The sequence below is a fragment of the Sodalis sp. RH19 genome (assembly GCF_047324215.1).
Taxonomy (GTDB): Bacteria; Pseudomonadota; Gammaproteobacteria; order Enterobacterales; family Enterobacteriaceae; genus Acerihabitans.
Genome location: NZ_CP178734.1, coordinates 3300371 through 3320585, shown reverse-complemented (window position 1 = coordinate 3320585; position 20215 = coordinate 3300371). Strand labels below are relative to the sequence as shown.

Here is a 20215-nt window from a genome sequence, read left to right as displayed (position 1 = left end):
AAAACTCCTGTTACAACGTAAGACCCGGTCTGGTCATTAATAAACAGCCCGCAGACGGTCGGATGGTTACCAAAGAGAAATAAAGAATACCACTTTACTTTGCCCGGGTGGGAAACCGCGGTTAAAAAGGGAGGTAGCGCTGGTATTTCGGCGGTGGCGTCTTTATAATCTCGCGCAACCTTTTTTCCCTGTACTTTTAAGCCGACCCAATCCGGCTGGGACAGCATTTATGAGCGAAAAATACGTCGTAACCTGGGACATGTTGCAAATTCAGGCGCGGAAACTGGCCCAACGGCTACTCCCCGCAGAACAGTGGAAGGGCATTATCGCGGTCAGCCGCGGCGGCCTGGTCCCGGGATCGCTGCTGGCGCGCGAGCTGAATATCCGCCACGTGGACACCGTTTGCATCTCCAGCTATGACCATAACAACCAGCGCGAACTCAAGGTGCTTAAACGCGCCGAGGGCGACGGCGAAGGCTTTATCGTCATTGACGACCTGGTGGATACCGGCGGCACCGCCAAAGCCATCCGCGATATGTACCCCAAAGCCCATTTCGTGACGATTTTCGCTAAGCCCGCCGGCCGGCCGCTGGTGGATGACTATATGGTCGATATTCCTCAGGACACCTGGATCGAACAGCCATGGGATATGGGCGTGGTGTTTATTCCCCCGTTAGTCGGTAAATAAACAGCGGGGAAATAGTCCGTCGCACCCTCGCCCCGGGTTGGCTTCACGGCCGTTAATCCGGGGATGATTCCCGACCGCACGCCCGGCACCATGCCGGGCGTTGGTTTATTTGTCGCGCAATGAGCAATCTTGCTAATATAACCCCTCATTCATAGATTTTGGCTGATGGAGGCAATAGCTCAATGAGCGGCACCAATCTGAGCGAAGTACTGTTTAAACCCACGTTCAAGCAACAGGAAACCTCGACACTGGTCACCCGGCCGCGCCATATCGGCAGGCAAGCCGCCATCCTCGCCGCCCTCGAGGGCACCAACCCCGGTAATTGGTATCGCATGATCAACCGCCTGCTGTGGATTTGGCGCGGTATCGATCCCTGGGAGATTGAAGAGGTGCTGGCCCGTATCGCCGCCAGCAAAAGCGAAAGGACCGACGATCGCCTGCTGGATACCGTGATCGGCTACCGGCCCGGCAACTGGATTTATGAGTGGTCCCATCAGGGCATGGCGTGGCAACAGCGCGGCATGGATGAGCCGGATGCCGCGCTTGCCGGGCGGCATTGGCTGCAGGCGGCCAATTTCTACAGCGTGGCCGCGTATCCCCATTTGTGCGGCGACCTGTTGGCGGAACAGGCGCAAACCCTGGCCAACCGCGCCTGGGAGGAAGCCGCCTCCCGGCTCAGCTATGAGCTGAAAGCGCTGACCTTCCCCGTTGCCGGCGGCGGCAGCGTGACGGGATTTTTGCATTTGCCGGCGCAGGGAAAAGGCCCGTTTCCCACCGTACTGGTGTGCGGTGGCCTGGATATGCTGCAAAACGACACCTACCGCCTGTTCCATGACTATTTTGCCCCGGCGGGCCTGGCAATGTTGACCATTGATATGCCGTCCATCGGTTTTTCGTCGAAATGGACCCTGAACCAGGATTCCAGCTTTCTCCACCAGCAGGTGTTAAAAGGCCTGGCGGATATTCCGTGGGTCGACCCCAGGCGCGTCATGGCTTTCGGGTTTCGTTTCGGCGCCAATATCGCCGTCCGGCTGGCGTATCTGGAGTCCCGGCGCCTGCGCGGCGTCGCCTGCCTCGGACCGGTGGTGCACGCGCTGCTTACCGATCCGGCGCGCCAGGATCAGGCGCCGGATATGTATATGGACGTGCTGGCCAGCCGCATGGGCATGGCCAACGCCTCGGATGCGGCGCTGAAAATCGAGCTGAGCCGTTATTCGCTCAAGATCCAGGGACTGCTGGGCAGGCGCTGCCCAACGCCGATGCTGTCCGGCTTTTGGGATAACGATCCCTTTAGCCCGAAGGAAGAGGCCGCGCTTATCGCGTCGTCATCGTTGTCCGGCACCTTATTTCGCATAAAATCGGCGCCGGTGTATCAGAATTTTCATCGGGCGCTGCTCGAAATCCGCGACTGGCTGGCAAAATGTGACTAAGTAAGTTTGCTTAATCCTATAGATTTGCTACATAAAGAAGTCAGTATTCATTTTGAGGCATTTGAGGTTATCAGCATGGCGTTAGTAAGTGGACATCCGAAAAGCAGGTTGATGAAAGGATTTACCGCGCTCGGCCCCTATATCCGCGAAGGGCAGTGCAGCGACAATCATTTTTTCTTTGATTGCCTGGCGGTATGCATCAATATGCAGCCCTCGCCGGAAAAACGTGAATTCTGGGGATGGTGGATCGATCTGGAAGCTGAAGAGAACCGTTATACCTATGCCTATCATCTGGGCATGTTCGATAAAGCGGGTCGCTGGAATGAGGAAAAAATCAGCGATCCGGCGGTAATCGATAAGCTGGAAAGTTCGCTGCGCGCTTTTCATACCCGCCTGCGCGCTTATATCCTGTCGCTTGAGATGACGCTGGAACCGGCGGATAACTTCAAAGAAGAGCCCTTTGTCCTGAAAGACTAACGCCATCACGCACCTGCTTTTTATCTTATTTCGCGTTATGCTGGCGGGCATAACGCTTTTTCTTTTTATAAAGACCAGGCACGCCTTTTTAACTTTATTACGGTAGATATGTTATGGATGGCAGCCAGACATTGGTTGTGAAGTTGGGCACCAGCGTTTTGACCGGCGGATCGCGCCGGCTTAACCGCGCCCATATCGTCGAGCTGGTGCGCCAGTGCGCGCAGTTGCACGCCGCCGGCCACAGGATTGTGATTGTCACTTCCGGCGCCATTGCCGCCGGTCGCGAGCACCTGGGCTATCCGGAATTGCCCGCGACCATTGCGTCAAAACAGCTGTTGGCCGCCGTCGGCCAAAGCAGCCTGATCCAGCTCTGGGAACAGCTGTTTTCCATTTACGGTATCCATATCGGCCAGATGCTGCTCACCCGCGCGGATATGGAAGATCGCGAGCGTTTCCTCAACGCCCGCGACACGCTGCGCGCGCTGCTGGATAACCGCATCGTGCCGGTTATCAATGAAAACGACGCGGTGGCCACCGCTGAAATAAAAGTGGGCGATAACGATAATCTCTCGGCGCTGGTGGCCATCCTGGCCGACGCCGATAAACTGCTGCTGCTGACCGACCAGGCCGGGCTGTATACCGCCGACCCGCGCACCAACCCCGACGCTACGCTTATCACCGAGGTCACGGCCATTAACGACGCCCTGCGCGCCATTGCCGGCGACAGCGTCTCGGGCCTGGGCACCGGCGGCATGGCGACCAAAATCCAGGCGGCGGACGTCGCCAGCCGGGCCGGCGTCGATGTGGTCATCGCCGCCGGCAGCAAGCCGGGCGTGATTGGCGATATGATGGCGGATCGGCCGGTGGGCACCCGTTTCCATGCGCAGCAAATGCCGCTGGAAACGCGCAAGCGCTGGCTGTTCGGGCCGCCGCCGGCAGGGGATATCACCGTCGATAACGGCGCGCTGGCGGCGATTCGCGAGCGGGGCAGCTCATTATTGCCCAAGGGTATCCGTTCGGTGGACGGCGATTTCTCGCGCGGCGTGGTGGTGCGTATCCGCGGCCTTGACGGCCAGGATCTGGCCCATGGCGTCAGCCGTTATAACAGCGACGCGCTGCGCATGATCGCCGGCCGCCATTCGCAGGACATCAGCGCCATCCTCGGCTACGAGTATGGGCCGGTCGCCATCCATCGCGACGATATGATTATTTATTAAGGAGTAGCTATGCTTGAGCAAATGGGCAAAGACGCCAAAGCGGCATCCTGGCAACTGGCCGTGCTGAGCAGCGCCGACAAAGACCGGGCCCTGCTGGCCATCGCCGATCGCCTGGAAGCGCAAAGCGGGGATATCCTGGCGGCCAATGCGCTGGATATGGCCGACGCGCGGCAAAACGGCCTGAGCGATGCCTTGCTGGACCGTCTGCTGCTTACCCCGGCGCGTTTATCCGCCATCGCCGCCGACGTGCGCCAGGTTTGCCTCCTGACGGATCCGGTCGGCCAGGTGATCGACGGCCGCCAACTGGACAACGGCCTGAAGCTGGAACGACGCCGCGTACCTTTGGGCGTGGTGGCTGTGATTTATGAAGCGCGCCCCAACGTCACGGTGGACGTGGCGGCTTTATGCCTGAAAACCGGCAACGCGGTGATCCTGCGCGGCGGCAAAGAGACCCACCGCACCAATGCCGCCACCGTCAAGGCTATTCAGCAGGCGCTGGTGGACTGCCAGTTGCCGCCTGGCGCGGTACAGGCCATCGATAATCCCGATCGCGCCCTGGTGAACGAACTGCTGAGGCTTGATCGCTACGTGGATATGCTGATCCCGCGCGGCGGGGCGGGGCTGCATAAGTTATGTCGCGAAAATTCCACGATCCCGGTGATTACCGGCGGTATCGGCGTATGTCATATCTATGCCGATGAGACCGTCGATATTGAGCCGGCGCTCAAGGTTATCGAGAACGCCAAAATCCAGCGTCCCAGCGCCTGCAACTCCCTGGAGACTCTGCTGGTGCACGAGGCTGTCGCGCCGGCCTTCCTGAGCCGTTTAAGCAGGCATATGCACAGCCTAGGCGTGACGCTGCATGCCGACCACGGCGCGCGGCCGTTTCTGGCCGACGGTCCGGCGGCCTGCGTGCCGGTGGAGGAGGCCAATTATCAGGATGAATGGCTGTCTCTGGATTTGAACGTCAAGGTGGTGAAAGGCTTTGACGAGGCGGTCGATCATATCCGCAGATACGGCACCCAGCATTCGGATGCCATTCTCACCCAGTCGCTGGCTAACGCGGAACGCTTTGTGCGCGAGGTGGATTCGTCGGCGGTATATGTCAATGCGAGCACTCGCTTCACCGACGGCGGCCAGTTCGGCCTGGGCGCGGAAGTGGCGGTAAGCACCCAAAAGCTCCATGCGCGCGGCCCGATGGGTTTGGAAGCGCTAACCACCTATAAATGGATTGGGTATGGGGATAATCTCAGCAGGGCGTGACAGCGCTCAGGTGTGGATGACCTCAGCGCCCGCCGGGACCGGACGGGCGACGGTTACGGCAATCGCTCCTGTGGTGCGGATACCTGTCAGGCCCCTAGTGCGTTAAGACGCTTATCGTGATAGCAGGCGCTTACTTCTATTATTACCGCCAGGCGCCGCGGCTATTCCCGGTGGCGCCTGGCGATGCTCAGGCGGCCTAAAACGCATCCGGCCGGGCCTGTTGTTTGGCAACGCCATCGCGGGCGTTCTTTTATTCCAACCCATCATTATACTTGCTGAATATTCCCCGGCCCCGTTCTATAAACTCCAGGGTATTGCCCTCCGGATCATCCAGGAAAAGCGTGCCGATACCGTTATCCAGCGGGCCGGTGCCGTCGGTTATCAAACACACTTCCATGGTGACGGACATCTGGTATGGCTGGAGTCCTTGTGCAAGCAGAAAGCCGGCGCAGCGGTTAAGGTCACCCACCTGGAAGGCGATATGCCGAGACGGATCGCGTGGCGCCAGCGTGCCGTTCGACGGCATCAGGTGCAGGCAAAAGCCCCGGCCGGCGTTAAGCCAGTTACGTTTAATGGGGTGAGGCCGCATGCCGAGCGCGTCGCGATAATATGCCAGCATAAGATCCATATCGCTCACCGCCAGTGCGGCATGATGGATGCCTTGCAGTTGCATTGATTCCTCCGGGCAGCGCTGACAGAGTCCATCAGACTTATGGGAAAATAATAGTTAGTACTTACTATAGAGCATCCTGTCAGCGATGGCGCGGCGCGGTATGGCAGGATAAGTGGCGATAATGTAGGCGCGGGTTGATCTTAAACGGCTATTTGATGTTTTTATCGGCATACGCGCGCCCGCCTATTGACTCTTTCACCGCTTTTGCATAACGTGTCCCACCGAGATTCATCCCGCATGACACAGCTTCATCATGCCGATATAGCTCAGTTGGTAGAGCAGCGCATTCGTAATGCGAAGGTCGTAGGTTCGACTCCTATTATCGGCACCATTTCAAACTCTTCCCAAGTCTACCGAAATAAATTAACAGCCCGTATACTACGCAGTGTAGCCCGTTTCTTATCTTCCATTATCTACCAGACTGATCTTCCCCGCAGTAATCAGGACCAGGCTAAACGGGAATTTTCTGTCCCCCTTTTCTTTAAAAAAAACAATCCAGACATGAAAAAGATCCGCTGTACCGAAGAGCACATTGCTTTTGCCCTGAAGCAGGCTGAAACCGGCCCTCGCGCGGGCTATTTCATGCCTGTCATCCAGCCGTCACCTTCCTCACCTATTCTCACCCTGTCATTATTTAATTGCCCCATTTCGTTTTCGCCCGCCATCTGGTGGGCTTTTTTATGCGGGCAATGTCAAATGTCAAAGCCTACGCTCAATGCTATCTATGACGCTGACAGTCCAGGGGCCGTATCTGGCTGGATTGATTAGAATGTCTGTGCCCGTCTTCAATCATTACCTCTTCTTCGGGGAGGGTTTAGCCTGCCGGAATTCTGCTTTTAACGGGAGAAAAAATCGGTCTTGGGTCAATCTCGGGATAATGGCAAGTTTAATTAACTATTTTCTGTCTGACGCCGATAGTTAAGGGCTGCTGAATGGTTTACGACATGCAGCCCTTCTATCCGGCACATCTCAGGTGAAAATAAATATGACAATTACACAGCGTCTGTTCCTGGTCTTTTCTCTGCTGTCAGCCTCACTTATTGCCCTGGTGATTGTGGCCGTTCTGGTAGTAACAGGATTTCAGGCACGTTTTCAGTATGTCCAGAGCAATACTGTTCCTTCCATTATCGACTTAAGCAAAATGGTGGATGGCGGCAACCAGCTGATTATCTGGATGTACCGGCATCAGAGCGTAACCGACCCGGCCAGACAAGCCAAAGTTGAGAAAAAACTCAGCGAGCTGGTAAGTAATCTGAAATCTCTCAATCAATTCTATCTGGATCACGATATTTCCAACGACAGCGACCGGCAGATGACGGAGGCAGGCCTGGCCAGCATACAAGATATCCAGAACAAACTGCCCGCCTTCCTGAAAGGCTCCCGTGAACAGAATAACGCGGTCTCCCTCGGTGAGCTCCAGGGCGACGCTGGTGTGGGTGAAGCCACCCGCGGCCTCATCGCCGGCTACATGAAGCAGTTGCAGTTGAACGTAGACGTCGGTGAAGCGCTTAACAATCAGAATATCCATATTTATCAGTTGACGTTACGGGGCATGATTGGCGGGTCGGCGCTGGTGATCCTTATCCTCGGCTTATTCAGTGTGAAGACGATAACCGGTATCCGCAGAAACCTTAACGCCATGCGTTCCACCATGGAGAATGCCAGTTCCCGCTTGGACCTGACCCTGCGGGCGGATGATTCACGTAAAGACGAAATTGGCCTGACGGCAAAAGCATTCAATGTCCTGGTGGAAAATGTTGCCGCCTCGCTGTTGTCCGTGAGCGCGTCCTCCCAATCCGTCACTACGGCCTCGACGCAGATATCGGCAGGCAACGAGAACCTTTCGTCCCGCACCGAAGAGCAGGCTGCCTCCCTGGAGCAGACGGCGGCCAGCATGTCAGAGTTGAGTGAAACGGTACGGCAGACTGCCGAAAATACCGGTATGGCAAGCCAGCTTTCACAGAATGCCCGCCGGCTCTCGGAAGACAGCACAGCTAAGGTCAGCACCATGCTGGGCACAATGTCCGATATCAGGAGCAGTTCTGCAAAAATTACCGATATCATCTCGCTTATTGAAGGTATTGCTTTCCAGACCAATATTCTGGCGCTGAATGCCGCAGTTGAAGCGGCGCGGGCCGGGGAGCAGGGGCGCGGATTTGCAGTCGTTGCCGGTGAAGTCCGTAGTCTGGCACAGCGCTCATCGTCTTCAGCCCGTGAGATCAAAGTGCTGATTGAGTCTTCCATGAGTTTCGTGGAGAAAGGGGCGGGTCAGGCGGAAGAAGTCGGGCAGAATATGGCCGGTATGAAGGACGCAATCAGTCAGGTCGCAGACCTGGTGAATGAAATCGCGGCCGCCGCTAAAGAGCAGATGCTGGGTATTGGCCAGGTCCACCAGGCGGTTAACCAGATGGACGACGTGACGCAGCAGAATGCGGCACTCGTACAGGAAGCCTCGGCCGCCTCGCACTCGCTAATGGAGCAGGCCACCGTCCTCAATCAGCTGGTAGCCACGTTTGTTATCGAATCACCGTCAACGGGAAAATCCCCCTCCGCGCTAAGCCCGACAGGAGTGGCGAAATCGTCACCTTATGGACTGACAACGAAGAAAAAGACAGCGGAGATGGAAGAAGGCTGGCAAAGTTTCTGACCCGTGTAAAAAAGTCAAGATGAGGCGGCGGGATTCAGAACCCTGCCTCATGCAACTCCGTGGATGATCACCGATAAAAAAAGCCCAGCATGACGGCTGGGCCTGATGCTCAATATTGCCATGTTACCAAAGTCCGATGATCTTCCACCAGAAAGCGCCCAGTATTGACCATACCAACACATTAAATAAGGTCACGATAAAACCTAACTTCCACCACTCCCTTTGTCCTATATATCCTCCAGCAAAAAATATTGCCGCCGGGCCAGACGAATAATGCGTAATGGCCTGATATAAAGAAGAGCAAAAGGCTAATAATAAGCATACCAGCATCGGCGGTGCGCCCACAGCAATGCCTACGGTTATAAATGCTGGATACATGACGAGAATATGCGGGATCCCCCCCGCAAAGAAATACGCAGAAAAAACATAGATGCTGACCAGTATGATCAATACGGGCAGAACCGGCATACCCGATAAGCTGACCTGTACCCAATCCGCAAATACCTTAAAGAAACCTGATTTTGATAAATTTTCCGCCAAGCCGTACATACCGCCCAACCACACCAGCGTGTCCCAAGCGCCACTTTCATTGATCACGTCCTTCCAGTCGATGACTTCCGCCAGCAACATAAGACAGACGCCGGCCAGGGCAATAACGGTCGCGGAGATTTTAGTCATTCCGCTGGTGCCCCAACCGATAATGGTCAATACCAGGATTATGCAAAGTAAAATTTCTTTAAAAGACATTTTGCCCATGGCCTGAAGCGACGATTTGGCAATCTGTTTGGTTTCCGGAGTCTGGTTCGATTCAGGTGGGTAAATCTTGTGCAGCAAATACGGCATGATCAACAGACAAAACAGCGCCGGCACAAACGCCGCCATTGCCCATATGCTCCAGGAAATTTCTATGCCCGCGATTTTGGAAGCAAACGCCACCATTAACAGATTGCCGGCTTGCCCCGTTAGGGTCAGGCAGGCGGCAACGCTATCGACTTGTACCACCGTCTGCACGAGGTACGCCCCCAGTTTCCTGGCGGAGCTGCCGGGTTTAGAGCCGCTGACCTCCGCTACGCTTCGGACAATGGGAAACATGATGCCCCCACAGCGCGCGGTCGCCGAGGGAACACAAAAGCTTATCAGGACATCGCTGAATGCCAGGGTATAGCCAAGCTTAAGGGAACTGCTGCCAAAGCGCTGCAACAAGGCATAAGCAATCCGGTTGCCCAGGCCGGTTTTAATCAAGCCGCGTGAAAAGAGAAACGCAGCGACGATAAGCCACACCACATCGGCACTGTAGCCGACCAGCACCCCTTTGACATCCAAAACGCCAAACATCGCCGCGACAACCAGGGATGCAATGGTAATAACCCCCAACGTCAGGGGCTGCAGCATAAAACCGAAAGCGGTGGAAAAAAATATTGCAAATAAATGCCAATTTTGAGGCGTAAACCCAATCGGGATGGGAATATTCCAAATGATGGCGCCAAACAAAACGCAAATGCCGATCCTGGCCCATTTTTTCTTAAGGGCAGAATGGTCAGGCATTTTTTCAAGCATGACAGCGCTCATAGAGAGTTCCTTGTAAGTATATCTATGTGCAAAAATATCCCTTCATAAAAAATGAATAATATAAAAGCAAATAGACATAAGAAGCTTTAGGCGAAAATAACGGTCACCATGGAGATGAATTATTTTACCGGCGTAATAGCCTGCCCTTCTTCGAAATAGCTTCTGATATTACGCACCGCTAAGTTTGCCATATCAGTACGGGTCTCAACGGTGTTGCTTGCCAGGTGGGGGGTAAGGACAACGTTGTCAAATTGGAACAGCTCACGCGGGATAACGGGCTCGTCTTCAAATACGTCTAGCCCCGCACCCAAGATGTCCTTATTATTTAATGCCTCGATCAATGCCGCAGTGTCGACAACAGTGCCGCGGGCGATATTTACCAAGATCCCGGATTTACCCAAGGCTTGTAATACCTCTTTGTTTATCGCATGGAAAGTTTCAGCACCACCCGGTAGGGTCAATACTAAAAAATCACAGGATTCCGCCAGCGCCACCAGGGTATCGAAACGTTTAAAGTTTTGTTCTTTGGAATAGGGGTCATAAAAATGTATTGGCATGCCAAAACCCTGCGCCCTGGTCGCTACCGCCTGCCCGACATTGCCCAGGCCGGCAATACCGCATATTTTGCCGTGCATCCGCGAGGCGGAAGGAAATTGTCCATTCAACCAGGCTTTAGAACGGGAAAACCGATCGGCCTCGCAAATACGGCGAGAGACGCTTAACATCAGCGCCAAACCGGTATCCGCCACACATTCACTGAGTACCTTCGGTGTATTCGTCACCACCAAGTTACGCGCACGCGCCGCATCCAGATCGACGGCATCCAGGCCAACGCCAAAAATCGACACCATCTCCAGCTGAGGCAAGGCATTGATAATTCTTCTATTTATTCCAAGATGGGATCGGGTCACCACCCCGCGTATCCGCGTGGCGGTTTGGCTTAATAATTCTTCTTTGTCTTCCGTCAACCAATAATTATGTATGGTAAATGTCTCTGCCAGTTCGTCCAGCATAACCGGGGGAAGAGGCGAAATAACCATTACTTCTATTTTTTTAGTGTCCATGACATATCCCGTTTAAAGTTTAAAGCGACATAACGTGACGGCTAATCCGGCGCAGCGAATTATCCTAATCCCATGATGATATAAATTAACATTTGCAGGCAATGTGACTAATAACACCCCAAGCAATTAACATACGGATGGGTAACATCGACATTTTGATACCAGAAACAGCCGTTGTTTATAATCGATCAGCATCCATATTATCTTTTCATTATTTAATTGCAGTCACTATGCAAAGATATGTAAACAACAGCATTGGGCAAAAGCTCAAAGATAAATTATAAAATTGGTACATAAGCCAAGATAATTTGATGCAAATCCCAAATTTGAACAATAAATTTGAATTTACGTTATATTGGAAAAATATGCGTAATATGTCGCATCATTTTTAAAATAAATGATATTTTGAAAATTTATATCAATTATATGATAGTCATCACATATAAATGTTAATTGATTTATGGTTTACTTGTGTCCATGTGTTTACCGTCTCATTTTGTTATAACCGTATCGCGTTACCCTGGTTAAAAAGAAATAGTGCTGATGCGCTTGCTCAAGCGCGATGATAAAGGCTGCACGGGGCCAATGAGGGTACCTGCGCGAGGTTTACGGATTTTAACAGTCAACCCGCGGCGGGCTGTTTCGCTCAGAGTGTAATAGAGAGTCGCAATGGGTTTGTTTTCGTGATATCGGTCACTGATAAGCGGTCAATTGCCTAGATTGTCGCGCTGATCAATTTTTAAAAATGTGCATTTGCATAACCGTTGGGCCAGCAATTTGATTTATACTTAATATACTTCAGCATTATCGCAGTAACATTGGCAAAAAAAAGTGCACGGTAAATACCCGGCAGAGGGAATAATCTCCTGCGGAGCTTGTTTCTGACGATCTTCCGTTTTAGGTGCGATTTATATGGGATGCCGCGGCAAAAAACGTCTTAGTGTAAATGTAATGTTGCATTTGCTTGGCAGTGGTTTAACGCCATGGCACAAACGAGGGTTGTGGGTGTAATAACATCTGTTATGTCTTACGGATTGTTTATACTTACTGCCGGTTGATGACGACGTCATGATTCATTCTGAAGGGATACGCAATGATATTCAGTAAACTGGCCGACTGGAATAAAGAACAAAGCGCATTTCATCCGGTGTTCAATACAATAATAGATTATATACGCAACAATGATTTAGCCGGTCTTATGGTGGGTAAACACATCATAATTCCTGATAAGCTCTTCTTTTTTATGCAATCGTACGACACCATTGACCTGAGTGAATGCAAACCGGAATCCCATGTGGAATATGTTGACTTTCAGTATTTGTTGTCTGGGGAGGAAAAGATTGGCTTTTCTCGCGTGGATGATGGCGTAAAGATAACAGAAGACAAAACGCCAGGTAGCGATATGATTTATTACGATCTCAACACTCGGCAAGATGTTTTAACCATGGGGCCGGGGGAGTTTGGTATTTTTTTTCCTGATGATATCCATCGGACTCGAGGCCGTAGCGGTAATGATACATCCATACTAAAAGTGGTTTTCAAAATCCACTTGAGCATGTTGGTATAATTCAGGTAATACAATTTACAGGAGATAGGTATGTCCGAGTCAATACAGCAAGTAGAAAACGCCAGGATAGCGCTCGTCACGGGCGCCGGTAGCGGTATAGGCCGAGCCGTTGCTTTGGGATTGCTCCAGGACGGATTTACTGTTGTTCTCACCGGGCGGCGCATTGAGCCCCTGCTTGAAGTCCAGGATGCGGCAAAGGCGGCGGGACAGCAGGCGATTGCCATAACCGCAGATGTTCGCGACCCTGAAAGCGTGGAAGCGTTATTTGCCCAAATCGCGACACGGTATGGCCGCCTTGATGTGTTGTTTAATAACGCGGGCGTCAATGCGCCCGCCGTTCCAATGGATGAATTGCCCTTGGACAAATGGCTCAATGCCATTAATACCAATGTCACCGGTGTATTTCTTTGCGCCCGCGCGGCCTTCGGTTTAATGAGGAAACAAACGCCCCAGGGCGGACGTATCATCAACAACGGTTCGATCTCCGCACATACTCCCCGGCCCTTCACCGCGCCCTATACTGCCAGTAAACATGCCGTCTCGGGTTTGACGAAAAGCATTGCTCTGGACGGGCGCGCGTTTAATATCGTTTGCGGCCAGATTGATATCGGCAACGCGTTGACCACGTTGTCGGAACGGATGACCAGAGGCGTTTTGCAAGCGGATGGACGCACGGCGGCGGAACCGATGGTCGACGTTAAATATATTGCTGACGCGGTGCGGCACATGGCGGCGTTACCTTTATCAGCAAATATTCTCACTATGACGGTAATGGCCAGCAATATGCCCTTTGTCGGGCGCGGATAAACCGGCGCTCAGTCTTAATCATTATTGCCTGGGACCCCGGCGCTATCAGGGACGATGAGGCTGTACCATAGCGCGCTTATCAACGGGGTTCTCAATCACTGCACCTATTGTCGCAGGCCCGGCATCCTCCTCCGGGCCTGCAAGCGTCAGTCGTTCAGCGTTACCTCACTGATGTCTTGAATAAAAATGGTAAAATATCAGTCAATTACTCCAGATGGCGTCACGCATTACTAGCGTGGGAAAACGCGCAGGGCATCTTTTTGCCGGCAGCGGTTATTTTGCTGAGCTGAACGCCCAGGTTGACCCATGACAAGGCGGCATCCGCGTGCGGCCCTTTATAATCAGGCCCGTTTGTTTTCTTATTGGCGTGCAAGCATGGCTTATCAACTTAATCTCAATTGGCCCGAGTTTTTAGAGAAATATTGGCAAAAACAACCCGTTATATTAAAAAACGCCTTCCCGGATTTTGTCGATCCCATTACGCCGGACGAACTGGCCGGCCTGGCGATGGAGGCAGAGGTTGACAGCCGGCTGGTCAGCCATGCAAATGGCCAGTGGCAGGCCAGCAATGGGCCGTTCGAGCATTTTGATAATCTGGGTGAAACCGGCTGGTCGCTTTTGGCCCAAGCCGTTAACCACTGGCATGCCCCGTCTGCCGAGCTGGTGCGTCCGTTTCGCGTGTTGCCGGACTGGCGTTTAGACGACCTGATGATTTCTTTTTCCGTGCCGGGCGGCGGCGTCGGACCGCATATCGATCAGTACGATGTCTTTATCATCCAGGGGATGGGACGCCGCCGCTGGCGTGTCGGCGCTAAACTGCCCCTGAAGCAGTTTTGCCCGCATCCGGCGCTGCTGCACGTCGAGCCGTTTACGCCCATCATTGATGAAGACCTTGCGCCCGGCGATATTTTATACATTCCGCCCGGTTTTCCGCACGACGGTTTCACTCACGAAACCGCCCTTAACTATTCCGTAGGCTTTCGCGGACCAAACGGCAGGGATTTAATCAGCAGCTTCGCCGACTATGCGCTGGAAAACGATCTGGGCGGCGAGCACTACAGCGATCCTGATTTAACGTGCCGGGAACATCCGGGCCGTGTCGAAGATGCTGAATTGGACCGTCTGCGCGCGATGATGATCGAGATGATCAATCAGCCGGAAGATTTTGCCCAGTGGTTTGGCCGCTTCGCGACGACTCCGCGCCACGAGCTGGATATCGCGCCCGCACAGCCGCTCTACAAGGAAGAGGAGATTGTCGGCGCCCTGATGGCGGGCAAGGCTCTGACGCGCCTGGGCGGTTTGCGGGTCCTGCAGGTCGGCGAGAGCTTTTTCGTCAACAGCGAACGGCTGGAAACGGCCGATCCCGCAGGCGCCGACGCCCTGTGCCGCCACACCCTTATCGGTAGGGAAGCGCTGGGCAAGGCGCTGGACAACCCGGCTTTCGTTACGGCGTTAACCGGGCTGGTTAATCAGGGTTATTGGTTCCTTGACGAATAGACTACAGGCGCCGTGAATGGCATTTTCAGGGATGTCCGCGCACCAACGCATCGACGCGACAGGGTGGGGGCTCGGCATCGCCGGCGGAGAAACAGTGGTAATGATTACCAAGGCTGCGCGGAACGGGCCCGGTAACGATCGTCATGGGCAGTGTGGGTGAATACAGGGAAGAAAGGGGCGCTGGACACGCCCCATGATCTTATTTGCTGCGGCCCAGGATAAAGCCGAGCAGCAGTCCGATGGTGCCGATGGCGGCAAGTCCCACCAGCGGGTTTTCACGGACATGTTCCCTAACACCGGCAGCCGCATCGTTTAATGCTTCGGAGACTTTCGCCGTGGCCTGCCTGGCGGCGCCTTTAGCTTCTTGTTCGGGGGAATCTACGGCCTCGCCGAATTTTTTCTGGGCAGCCCCAGCGAATTGTTCTGCTTTGTTCTTTGCCTTGTCGGCAACATCACCGATGGTGTCATTATTGGTTTTTGTGATCTCAGACATAACTTTCCCTCCTTTAATTATCGACAAGAATAAGCGTAGTTAAGTTTTGCTAATAGACATAATCGCAGGCCAGCTTTCGGACTATTGGAATATTGCAAAGCCCATCCCGGGTCGGCGGCATGGCCGCTACGCTGAAAAGGCCTTGTCCAGGCGAGCATACCGGCAGTCAGAACCGCGGCTGGAAACGGGCAAAAGAAATGTGGGCGATAGCCCAGGCTTGTCCCTGGCCGGATGGCGGGTTCTGCTGACGATTCCACGGTGGCGTAACTGGCGTTACTAAGGCAATAACCGGCCACCGCTTTGCGCCTGCGCAGCGTCAGGCGACTGGGGTCATCGCCAGGGGGATCTGCGAAAACGCTGATCATGGCGGTATTCAGCGGATAATGCCTTATCCTTAACGGCATCGATAAGCTGCTGTAAAAATTAATATAATCCACCGCGGTGCATCTATAATGCAATGTCGCGAAAAATACCCTGGTACTGTTTAACGCCACTTAAGATAAATAGTTATCTATTCTAAGGTGTTAAACGTATTTAAGCGCAGCGGTAATATTTAATTTTTATCAAAAACAGATAGCTAGATAATAATTGTAAAAAATAATACATGACGGGTTAGCGAAATTTTCGCCATGTTCTATAGTATGGTAAAAGAAAGGTAAGTTTTATTTAAGTCTCTCCCGCCATTTTGCCGCGAGACGCGTTATTCATGGATATGCTTTGTTAGCGACAGGCATTCGGCGTCTGTATTTCTGTTTTAAATAAAAAATATCAATTATTTGAATTTTGTTATCCGGCAAGTCAGCGGGGTCTTCATGCCCCATGCCTGAATATTAGTTAGAACGCATAATTCTTACGGCCGATTAACAAAGAGATAAAATTTTAATATCTAGAGGCGGCGGCATGACTATTTTCAGCAGTTTTTGGCAGGCGGGATTTGAAGCTGCGGATCATCGCAACCGGTTGGGTGAAATACTTGCATTAAACGAGGCAACCGGGCACATAGAACGCGTTCTGCAGGATTATAACGCGTTAAAAGCATTTAATATTACAACGGTTCGAGAAAGTGTCGGTTGGCGCCTGGTTGAAGGTAAGGAGGGTTATGATTTTTCTTCCCTGGCGGTCCGGATGGCGGCGGCAAATAAATCAGGCATGCAACTATGCTGGACGATATGCCATTACGGTTGGCCGGAAGATATTGATGTGTTTTCGCCAGACTTTGTTTCCCGCTTCGCCCGTTTATGCGGCGCCGTGGCCGCGTTTTTACGGCCTTATTATTCCCATGCCCCCGTCTATTCGCCGATAAATGAAATCTCTTTTACCAGTTGGGGTATTTCGGTGGGGTTATTTCCATGTTCCGCGCCGCCCGGCGTGGAGATAGGAAAATCAAGTAAACGCCAATTGGTTCGGGCAAGTCTTGCCGCATGTGATGCTATTTGGGCAGCTGATCCCCGGGCGCGGATTCTACATTGTGACCCGATTATTTTTACCGTGGCTTCGGATAGCCGCCCTGAGGGGATGCGGCAGGCCGCTGATTGGCAAGCCGCCCAGTTTGAATCCTGGGACATGCTGTCAGGCGTTAGCGCGCCTGAACTGGGCGGCGCGCCGCGCTATCTGGATATCATTGGAGCCAATTATTATCATGATAACCAATGGGAAAGCGAAAATAACCAACGGCTCTTCTGGCATTTGGGCGACCCGCGGCGCCGTCCCCTGCACGATATGTTACAAGAGCTCTACCATCGCTACAAACGACCCCTACTCCTGGCGGAAACCAGTCACGTGGGCAGCGGACGCGGAGCCTGGATAGGCCAGATTGCCGCCGATATCGCCCAGGCGCAAATAGCGGGAGTCGAGCTGCTGGGCATTTGTCTTTATCCCATTATCGACCGACCTGACTGGGAAAATAAGAACGTCTGGCACCATAGCGGATTATGGGACCTCGACCGTGAGGGGCCGGACCCGCTGGCTCGGATACTGGATGCTGTTTATGCCTCTGCTCTCCTGCGAGCCCAGCATATGCTGGCGCTTTTCCAAAGACAATTAGGCGTATTAGCAAGCGCCGGAGAAAATACTTATATTATGAAAAATATATACGTTTTTAGCCATCTGCGCTGGGATTTCGTTTTTCAACGCCCTCAGCATCTCATGACGCGCCTGGCGCAACATTATAGAATCTTTTTTATAGAAGAACCTATTTTCTCTCTGCTGGAACCAGGCCTGAATATAACGACCCCGGCGCCGAATATCACTGTTATCCAGCCGCATACGCCTATACAGGCTGCAGGTTTCCATGATAGCCAGATTCCCTATATTCAACAGCTTCTTGCTGAGTTAATGCCAGAAAACGAGATGCCCATCGTCTGGTTTTATACGCCTATGGCGTTGCCGTTACTGGCTGTCTTTACTCCTGCGCTGGTTATTTATGATTGCATGGATGAGCTGTCCGCATTTGAAAAAGCGCCCAGACAACTTATGCAACGCGAATCCGCCTTGCTGGCGCGTGCCGATATCGTTTTTACCGGCGGTCCCAGTTTATATGCCGCCAAGGCGGGGCGACACCCTAATGTGCACTGTTTTGCCAGCAGTGTGGATACCATTCATTTTGAACAAGCCCGGGACAGGACAAATCATCATCCGCTCCAGGATCAACTGCCCCATCCGCGGCTGGGGTATTTCGGCGTGATTGATGAACGCATGGATCTGGCTTTGCTTGCGGCCCTGGCGGATGCGCATCCGCAATGGCAGTTGATAATGGTTGGGCCGGTAGTCAAAATAGATCCTGCTTTCCTTCCCCAGCGGCCTAATATTCATTACTTTGGCATGCAGCCTTATCAGGCATTGCCCCAGTTTCTTGCCGGGTGGGATGTCTGCTTAATGCCTTTTGCCCTGAACGCATCAACGCGTTTTATCAGCCCGACCAAGGTGCTTGAATATATGGCGGCGTTATTGCCGGTGGTGAGCAGCGCCATTACCGATGTTGAGGAACCTTACGGTCATGTCGTCGCTATCGGACAGGATCACGCAGGCTTTATTCGCGCTTGTGAAGACGCGCTGGTTATACCGCCGGCATCCCGGGCAATGCAACAGCAGCAAATGAAAGCCATTGTTGATGCGACCTCCTGGGACAAAACAGCGCAGGCGATGCATGAGTTAATAGAAAATGAGCTGACCGTTTCGCCATCTCGTCCTACAGCGGACACGCCTGTCGCGCAGGCGGAGCAAGGATTGCCGGTAACGCCGGCTTTACGGCTGACGCCGCCCCACCCGGCAAGCGCATCGCCCGTCCGCTGTCTTATCCTCGGCGCGGGGCCGACGGGGCTGAGCGCTGCATATCATTATGGTTCGGGGGCCCTGCTGCTTGAACGCAACAAGACGGTAGGCGGATGGTGCCGCTCCGTCGAAGATCGCGGCTTCACCTTTGATTATGCAGGGCATATCATGTTTTCCAATGATCCCTATGTCCTCGCCATGTATGACATGCTGTTGGGCGATAATATCCATTGGCAAGAGCGTGAGGCATGGATTTACACCGACGGTATTTACACCCGTTATCCTTTTCAGGGCGCGTTGCATGGACTGCCGGCCGCTATCATAAAGGAATGTATCCTTGGGGCGATAGCGGCGCGTTATGAACCGCCCGTCGCCGCCGGCGCGCCGATGCTAACAGAACGCTGCGTTACCCATGGCGTGGAGGAGCATGGCACGCATACGGACTGCTGCGCCGATGGCGCGGTACCGGATTTTGTTCTTGGCCGCGCCGCCGACCGGCATGGACGGAAAGAAGATTTTGAGCAGTTTATCTACCGGACCTGGGGTGCCGGCATCGCCAGGCATTTCGCCATTCCTTACAATAAGAAATTATGGACGGTTCCGCTCGCGGATATGGAAACCTCCTGGCTGGGCGGGCGTGTGCCGCTGCCTGACCTGGCGCAAATCATTGAAGGCGCCCTGGGGTCGACAGCCAAGCCCATGGGACCTAATGCGCGCTTCGGGTATCCGCTGCGTGGCGGCTTTCAGGCGTTGATGTCGGGTTTCCTGCCGCATATCGGCGGTACGGTTGAAACCGGCGCCGAGGTGAAGCAAATCCTGGCGCACCAGCATATCGCCGTCCTGGCCGACGGCAGGCAATACAGTTATGAGCAGTTGATCAGCACCATGCCGCTGCCGGAATTGATACGCATCATCGGAGACGAGGTTCCTGTAGACGTCAGGGCGGCGGCGGCCGGGTTACGCCATGTGTCGGTCCGCTGCGTTAACCTGGGTATCGGTCGCGCAAATTTGACCGATAAACATTGGATTTATTTTGCCGGCAATACCGTTTTTCATCGGATTTTCGTCCAGGGCAACGCCAGTCCCTTATGCAACCCTCCCGGCGGGTGCGGATTGACCTGCGAAATAAGCTATTCACCGCTCAAACCGCTCCCCGCAGAAGGAAAACAGCTTATCGACAGGTGCATCGCCGAGTGTATTGCCGTGGGGATGTTTAGCGCGGAGGATACTGTTATCACGGCTAACCAAATTGACATTCCTTATGCCTACGTGATTTACGATCATGCCCGTGAGCAGAATATTGCCACGGTGCGTCAGTGGCTATTGCTTCACGATATCGTGCTGTCAGGGCGCTACAGTGAATGGGAGTATTATAATTCCGACCATGCTTTCATCGCCGGGAAAACAGCGGCTGAAAAGGTGAAAAGCCGTGCCTATCGGCAGGGCGCGGGATCCTAGGAACGGATGATGCTAAGGTTAAACAGATCACTGCCGGCCGGCGTTATCGTTTACGGGCGCTACCCTGTATGCTGACGTTCTGGCCGCGGGCTATT

The 20215-nt window shown here is 53.4% G+C and carries 14 protein-coding genes and 1 tRNA gene; 11 read left to right on the top strand and 4 right to left on the bottom strand.

Going from position 1 to position 20215, the window contains the following annotated elements; translation table 11 throughout:
• Window positions 1-229 precede the first annotated feature (229 nt).
• The 5 genes from gpt to proA all read left to right on the top strand — a co-directional run bounded on the left by gpt (window position 230) and on the right by proA (window position 5075).
• Window positions 230-688 carry a xanthine phosphoribosyltransferase gene (gpt, locus tag ACL2XF_RS15085; protein WP_162367625.1) on the top strand — a complete coding sequence of 153 codons (459 nt, stop codon included), beginning with the start codon at window positions 230-232 and terminating at the stop codon, window positions 686-688.
• Between the two features lie 182 nt (window positions 689-870).
• Window positions 871-2118, top strand: a complete 1248-nt coding sequence (gene frsA, locus ACL2XF_RS15080) for an esterase FrsA (RefSeq protein WP_413722199.1) — start codon at window positions 871-873, stop codon at window positions 2116-2118.
• 75 nt (window positions 2119-2193) lie between these two features.
• Window positions 2194-2595 (top strand): sigma factor-binding protein Crl, encoded by a 402-nt coding sequence (gene crl / locus ACL2XF_RS15075; protein WP_410016281.1) that lies wholly within the window; start codon window positions 2194-2196, stop codon window positions 2593-2595.
• A gap of 113 nt (window positions 2596-2708) precedes the next feature.
• Window positions 2709-3812, top strand: coding sequence for a glutamate 5-kinase (gene proB, locus ACL2XF_RS15070; RefSeq protein ID WP_410016280.1), 1104 nt, complete (start codon window positions 2709-2711; stop codon window positions 3810-3812).
• Between the two features lie 9 nt (window positions 3813-3821).
• Entirely contained in the window at window positions 3822-5075 is a 1254-nt protein-coding gene (gene proA / locus ACL2XF_RS15065) for a glutamate-5-semialdehyde dehydrogenase (RefSeq protein ID WP_413727102.1), read from the top strand.
• Between the two features lie 250 nt (window positions 5076-5325).
• Here proA and ACL2XF_RS15060 read toward each other — a convergent pair whose 3' ends face one another.
• Window positions 5326-5748 carry a VOC family protein gene (locus ACL2XF_RS15060; protein WP_413727101.1) on the bottom strand — a complete coding sequence of 141 codons (423 nt, stop codon included), beginning with the start codon at window positions 5746-5748 and terminating at the stop codon, window positions 5326-5328.
• A 255-nt stretch (window positions 5749-6003) separates the two neighbouring features.
• Here ACL2XF_RS15060 and ACL2XF_RS15055 point away from each other — a divergent pair.
• Together ACL2XF_RS15055 and ACL2XF_RS15050 are read left to right on the top strand one after the other, a co-directional pair.
• Window positions 6004-6079, top strand: a tRNA-Thr gene (locus ACL2XF_RS15055).
• Between the two features lie 654 nt (window positions 6080-6733).
• Entirely contained in the window at window positions 6734-8395 is a 1662-nt protein-coding gene (locus ACL2XF_RS15050) for a methyl-accepting chemotaxis protein (RefSeq protein WP_413727100.1), read from the top strand.
• A 123-nt stretch (window positions 8396-8518) separates the two neighbouring features.
• Here ACL2XF_RS15050 and ACL2XF_RS15045 read toward each other — a convergent pair whose 3' ends face one another.
• The gene (locus ACL2XF_RS15045) at window positions 8519-9964 is read right to left on the bottom strand and encodes a DASS family sodium-coupled anion symporter (protein ID WP_413722204.1); all 1446 of its coding nucleotides are present in this window, start codon (window positions 9962-9964) and stop codon (window positions 8519-8521) included.
• Between the two features lie 119 nt (window positions 9965-10083).
• The gene (locus ACL2XF_RS15040; RefSeq protein WP_410016274.1) at window positions 10084-11028 is read right to left on the bottom strand and encodes a 2-hydroxyacid dehydrogenase; all 945 of its coding nucleotides are present in this window, start codon (window positions 11026-11028) and stop codon (window positions 10084-10086) included.
• 1093 nt (window positions 11029-12121) lie between these two features.
• Between ACL2XF_RS15040 and ACL2XF_RS15035 the strand changes: the two genes are divergently transcribed.
• From ACL2XF_RS15035 to ACL2XF_RS15025, 3 genes are all read left to right on the top strand, one after another.
• A complete protein-coding gene (locus ACL2XF_RS15035; RefSeq protein WP_413727099.1) occupies window positions 12122-12595 on the top strand; it encodes a YhcH/YjgK/YiaL family protein in 474 nt (157 codons plus the stop codon).
• Window positions 12596-12625: 30 nt separating this feature from the next.
• Entirely contained in the window at window positions 12626-13402 is a 777-nt protein-coding gene (locus ACL2XF_RS15030) for an SDR family oxidoreductase (protein WP_410016272.1), read from the top strand.
• A 375-nt stretch (window positions 13403-13777) separates the two neighbouring features.
• Window positions 13778-14899 carry a JmjC domain-containing protein gene (locus ACL2XF_RS15025; protein ID WP_413727098.1) on the top strand — a complete coding sequence of 374 codons (1122 nt, stop codon included), beginning with the start codon at window positions 13778-13780 and terminating at the stop codon, window positions 14897-14899.
• Window positions 14900-15098: 199 nt separating this feature from the next.
• Here ACL2XF_RS15025 and ACL2XF_RS15020 read toward each other — a convergent pair whose 3' ends face one another.
• A complete protein-coding gene (locus ACL2XF_RS15020) occupies window positions 15099-15392 on the bottom strand; it encodes a CsbD family protein (RefSeq protein ID WP_410016270.1) in 294 nt (97 codons plus the stop codon).
• 900 nt (window positions 15393-16292) lie between these two features.
• Between ACL2XF_RS15020 and ACL2XF_RS15015 the strand changes: the two genes are divergently transcribed.
• Window positions 16293-20120: an NAD(P)-binding protein gene (locus tag ACL2XF_RS15015; RefSeq protein WP_413727097.1), complete on the top strand. Its 3828-nt coding sequence runs from the start codon at window positions 16293-16295 to the stop codon at window positions 20118-20120.
• The last annotated feature ends 95 nt before the right edge of the window (window positions 20121-20215 follow it).

Excerpts from the sequence above, each read along its gene's own strand:
- proB (WP_410016280.1), top strand. The coding sequence starts at position 2,709 with ATGGATGGCAGCCAGACATTGGTTGTGAAGTTGGGCACCAGCGTTTTG.
- ACL2XF_RS15050 (WP_413727100.1), top strand. The coding sequence starts at position 6,734 with ATGACAATTACACAGCGTCTGTTCCTGGTCTTTTCTCTGCTGTCAGCC.
- gpt (WP_162367625.1), top strand. The coding sequence starts at position 230 with ATGAGCGAAAAATACGTCGTAACCTGGGACATGTTGCAAATTCAGGCG.
- ACL2XF_RS15025 (WP_413727098.1), top strand. The coding sequence starts at position 13,778 with ATGGCTTATCAACTTAATCTCAATTGGCCCGAGTTTTTAGAGAAATAT.
- proA (WP_413727102.1), top strand. The coding sequence starts at position 3,822 with ATGCTTGAGCAAATGGGCAAAGACGCCAAAGCGGCATCCTGGCAACTG.
- ACL2XF_RS15015 (WP_413727097.1), top strand. The coding sequence starts at position 16,293 with ATGACTATTTTCAGCAGTTTTTGGCAGGCGGGATTTGAAGCTGCGGAT.
- ACL2XF_RS15060 (WP_413727101.1), bottom strand. The coding sequence starts at position 5,748 with ATGCAACTGCAAGGCATCCATCATGCCGCACTGGCGGTGAGCGATATG.
- ACL2XF_RS15040 (WP_410016274.1), bottom strand. The coding sequence starts at position 11,028 with ATGGACACTAAAAAAATAGAAGTAATGGTTATTTCGCCTCTTCCCCCG.
- crl (WP_410016281.1), top strand. The coding sequence starts at position 2,194 with ATGGCGTTAGTAAGTGGACATCCGAAAAGCAGGTTGATGAAAGGATTT.
- ACL2XF_RS15035 (WP_413727099.1), top strand. The coding sequence starts at position 12,122 with ATGATATTCAGTAAACTGGCCGACTGGAATAAAGAACAAAGCGCATTT.
- frsA (WP_413722199.1), top strand. The coding sequence starts at position 871 with ATGAGCGGCACCAATCTGAGCGAAGTACTGTTTAAACCCACGTTCAAG.
- ACL2XF_RS15020 (WP_410016270.1), bottom strand. The coding sequence starts at position 15,392 with ATGTCTGAGATCACAAAAACCAATAATGACACCATCGGTGATGTTGCC.
- ACL2XF_RS15045 (WP_413722204.1), bottom strand. The coding sequence starts at position 9,964 with ATGAGCGCTGTCATGCTTGAAAAAATGCCTGACCATTCTGCCCTTAAG.
- ACL2XF_RS15030 (WP_410016272.1), top strand. The coding sequence starts at position 12,626 with ATGTCCGAGTCAATACAGCAAGTAGAAAACGCCAGGATAGCGCTCGTC.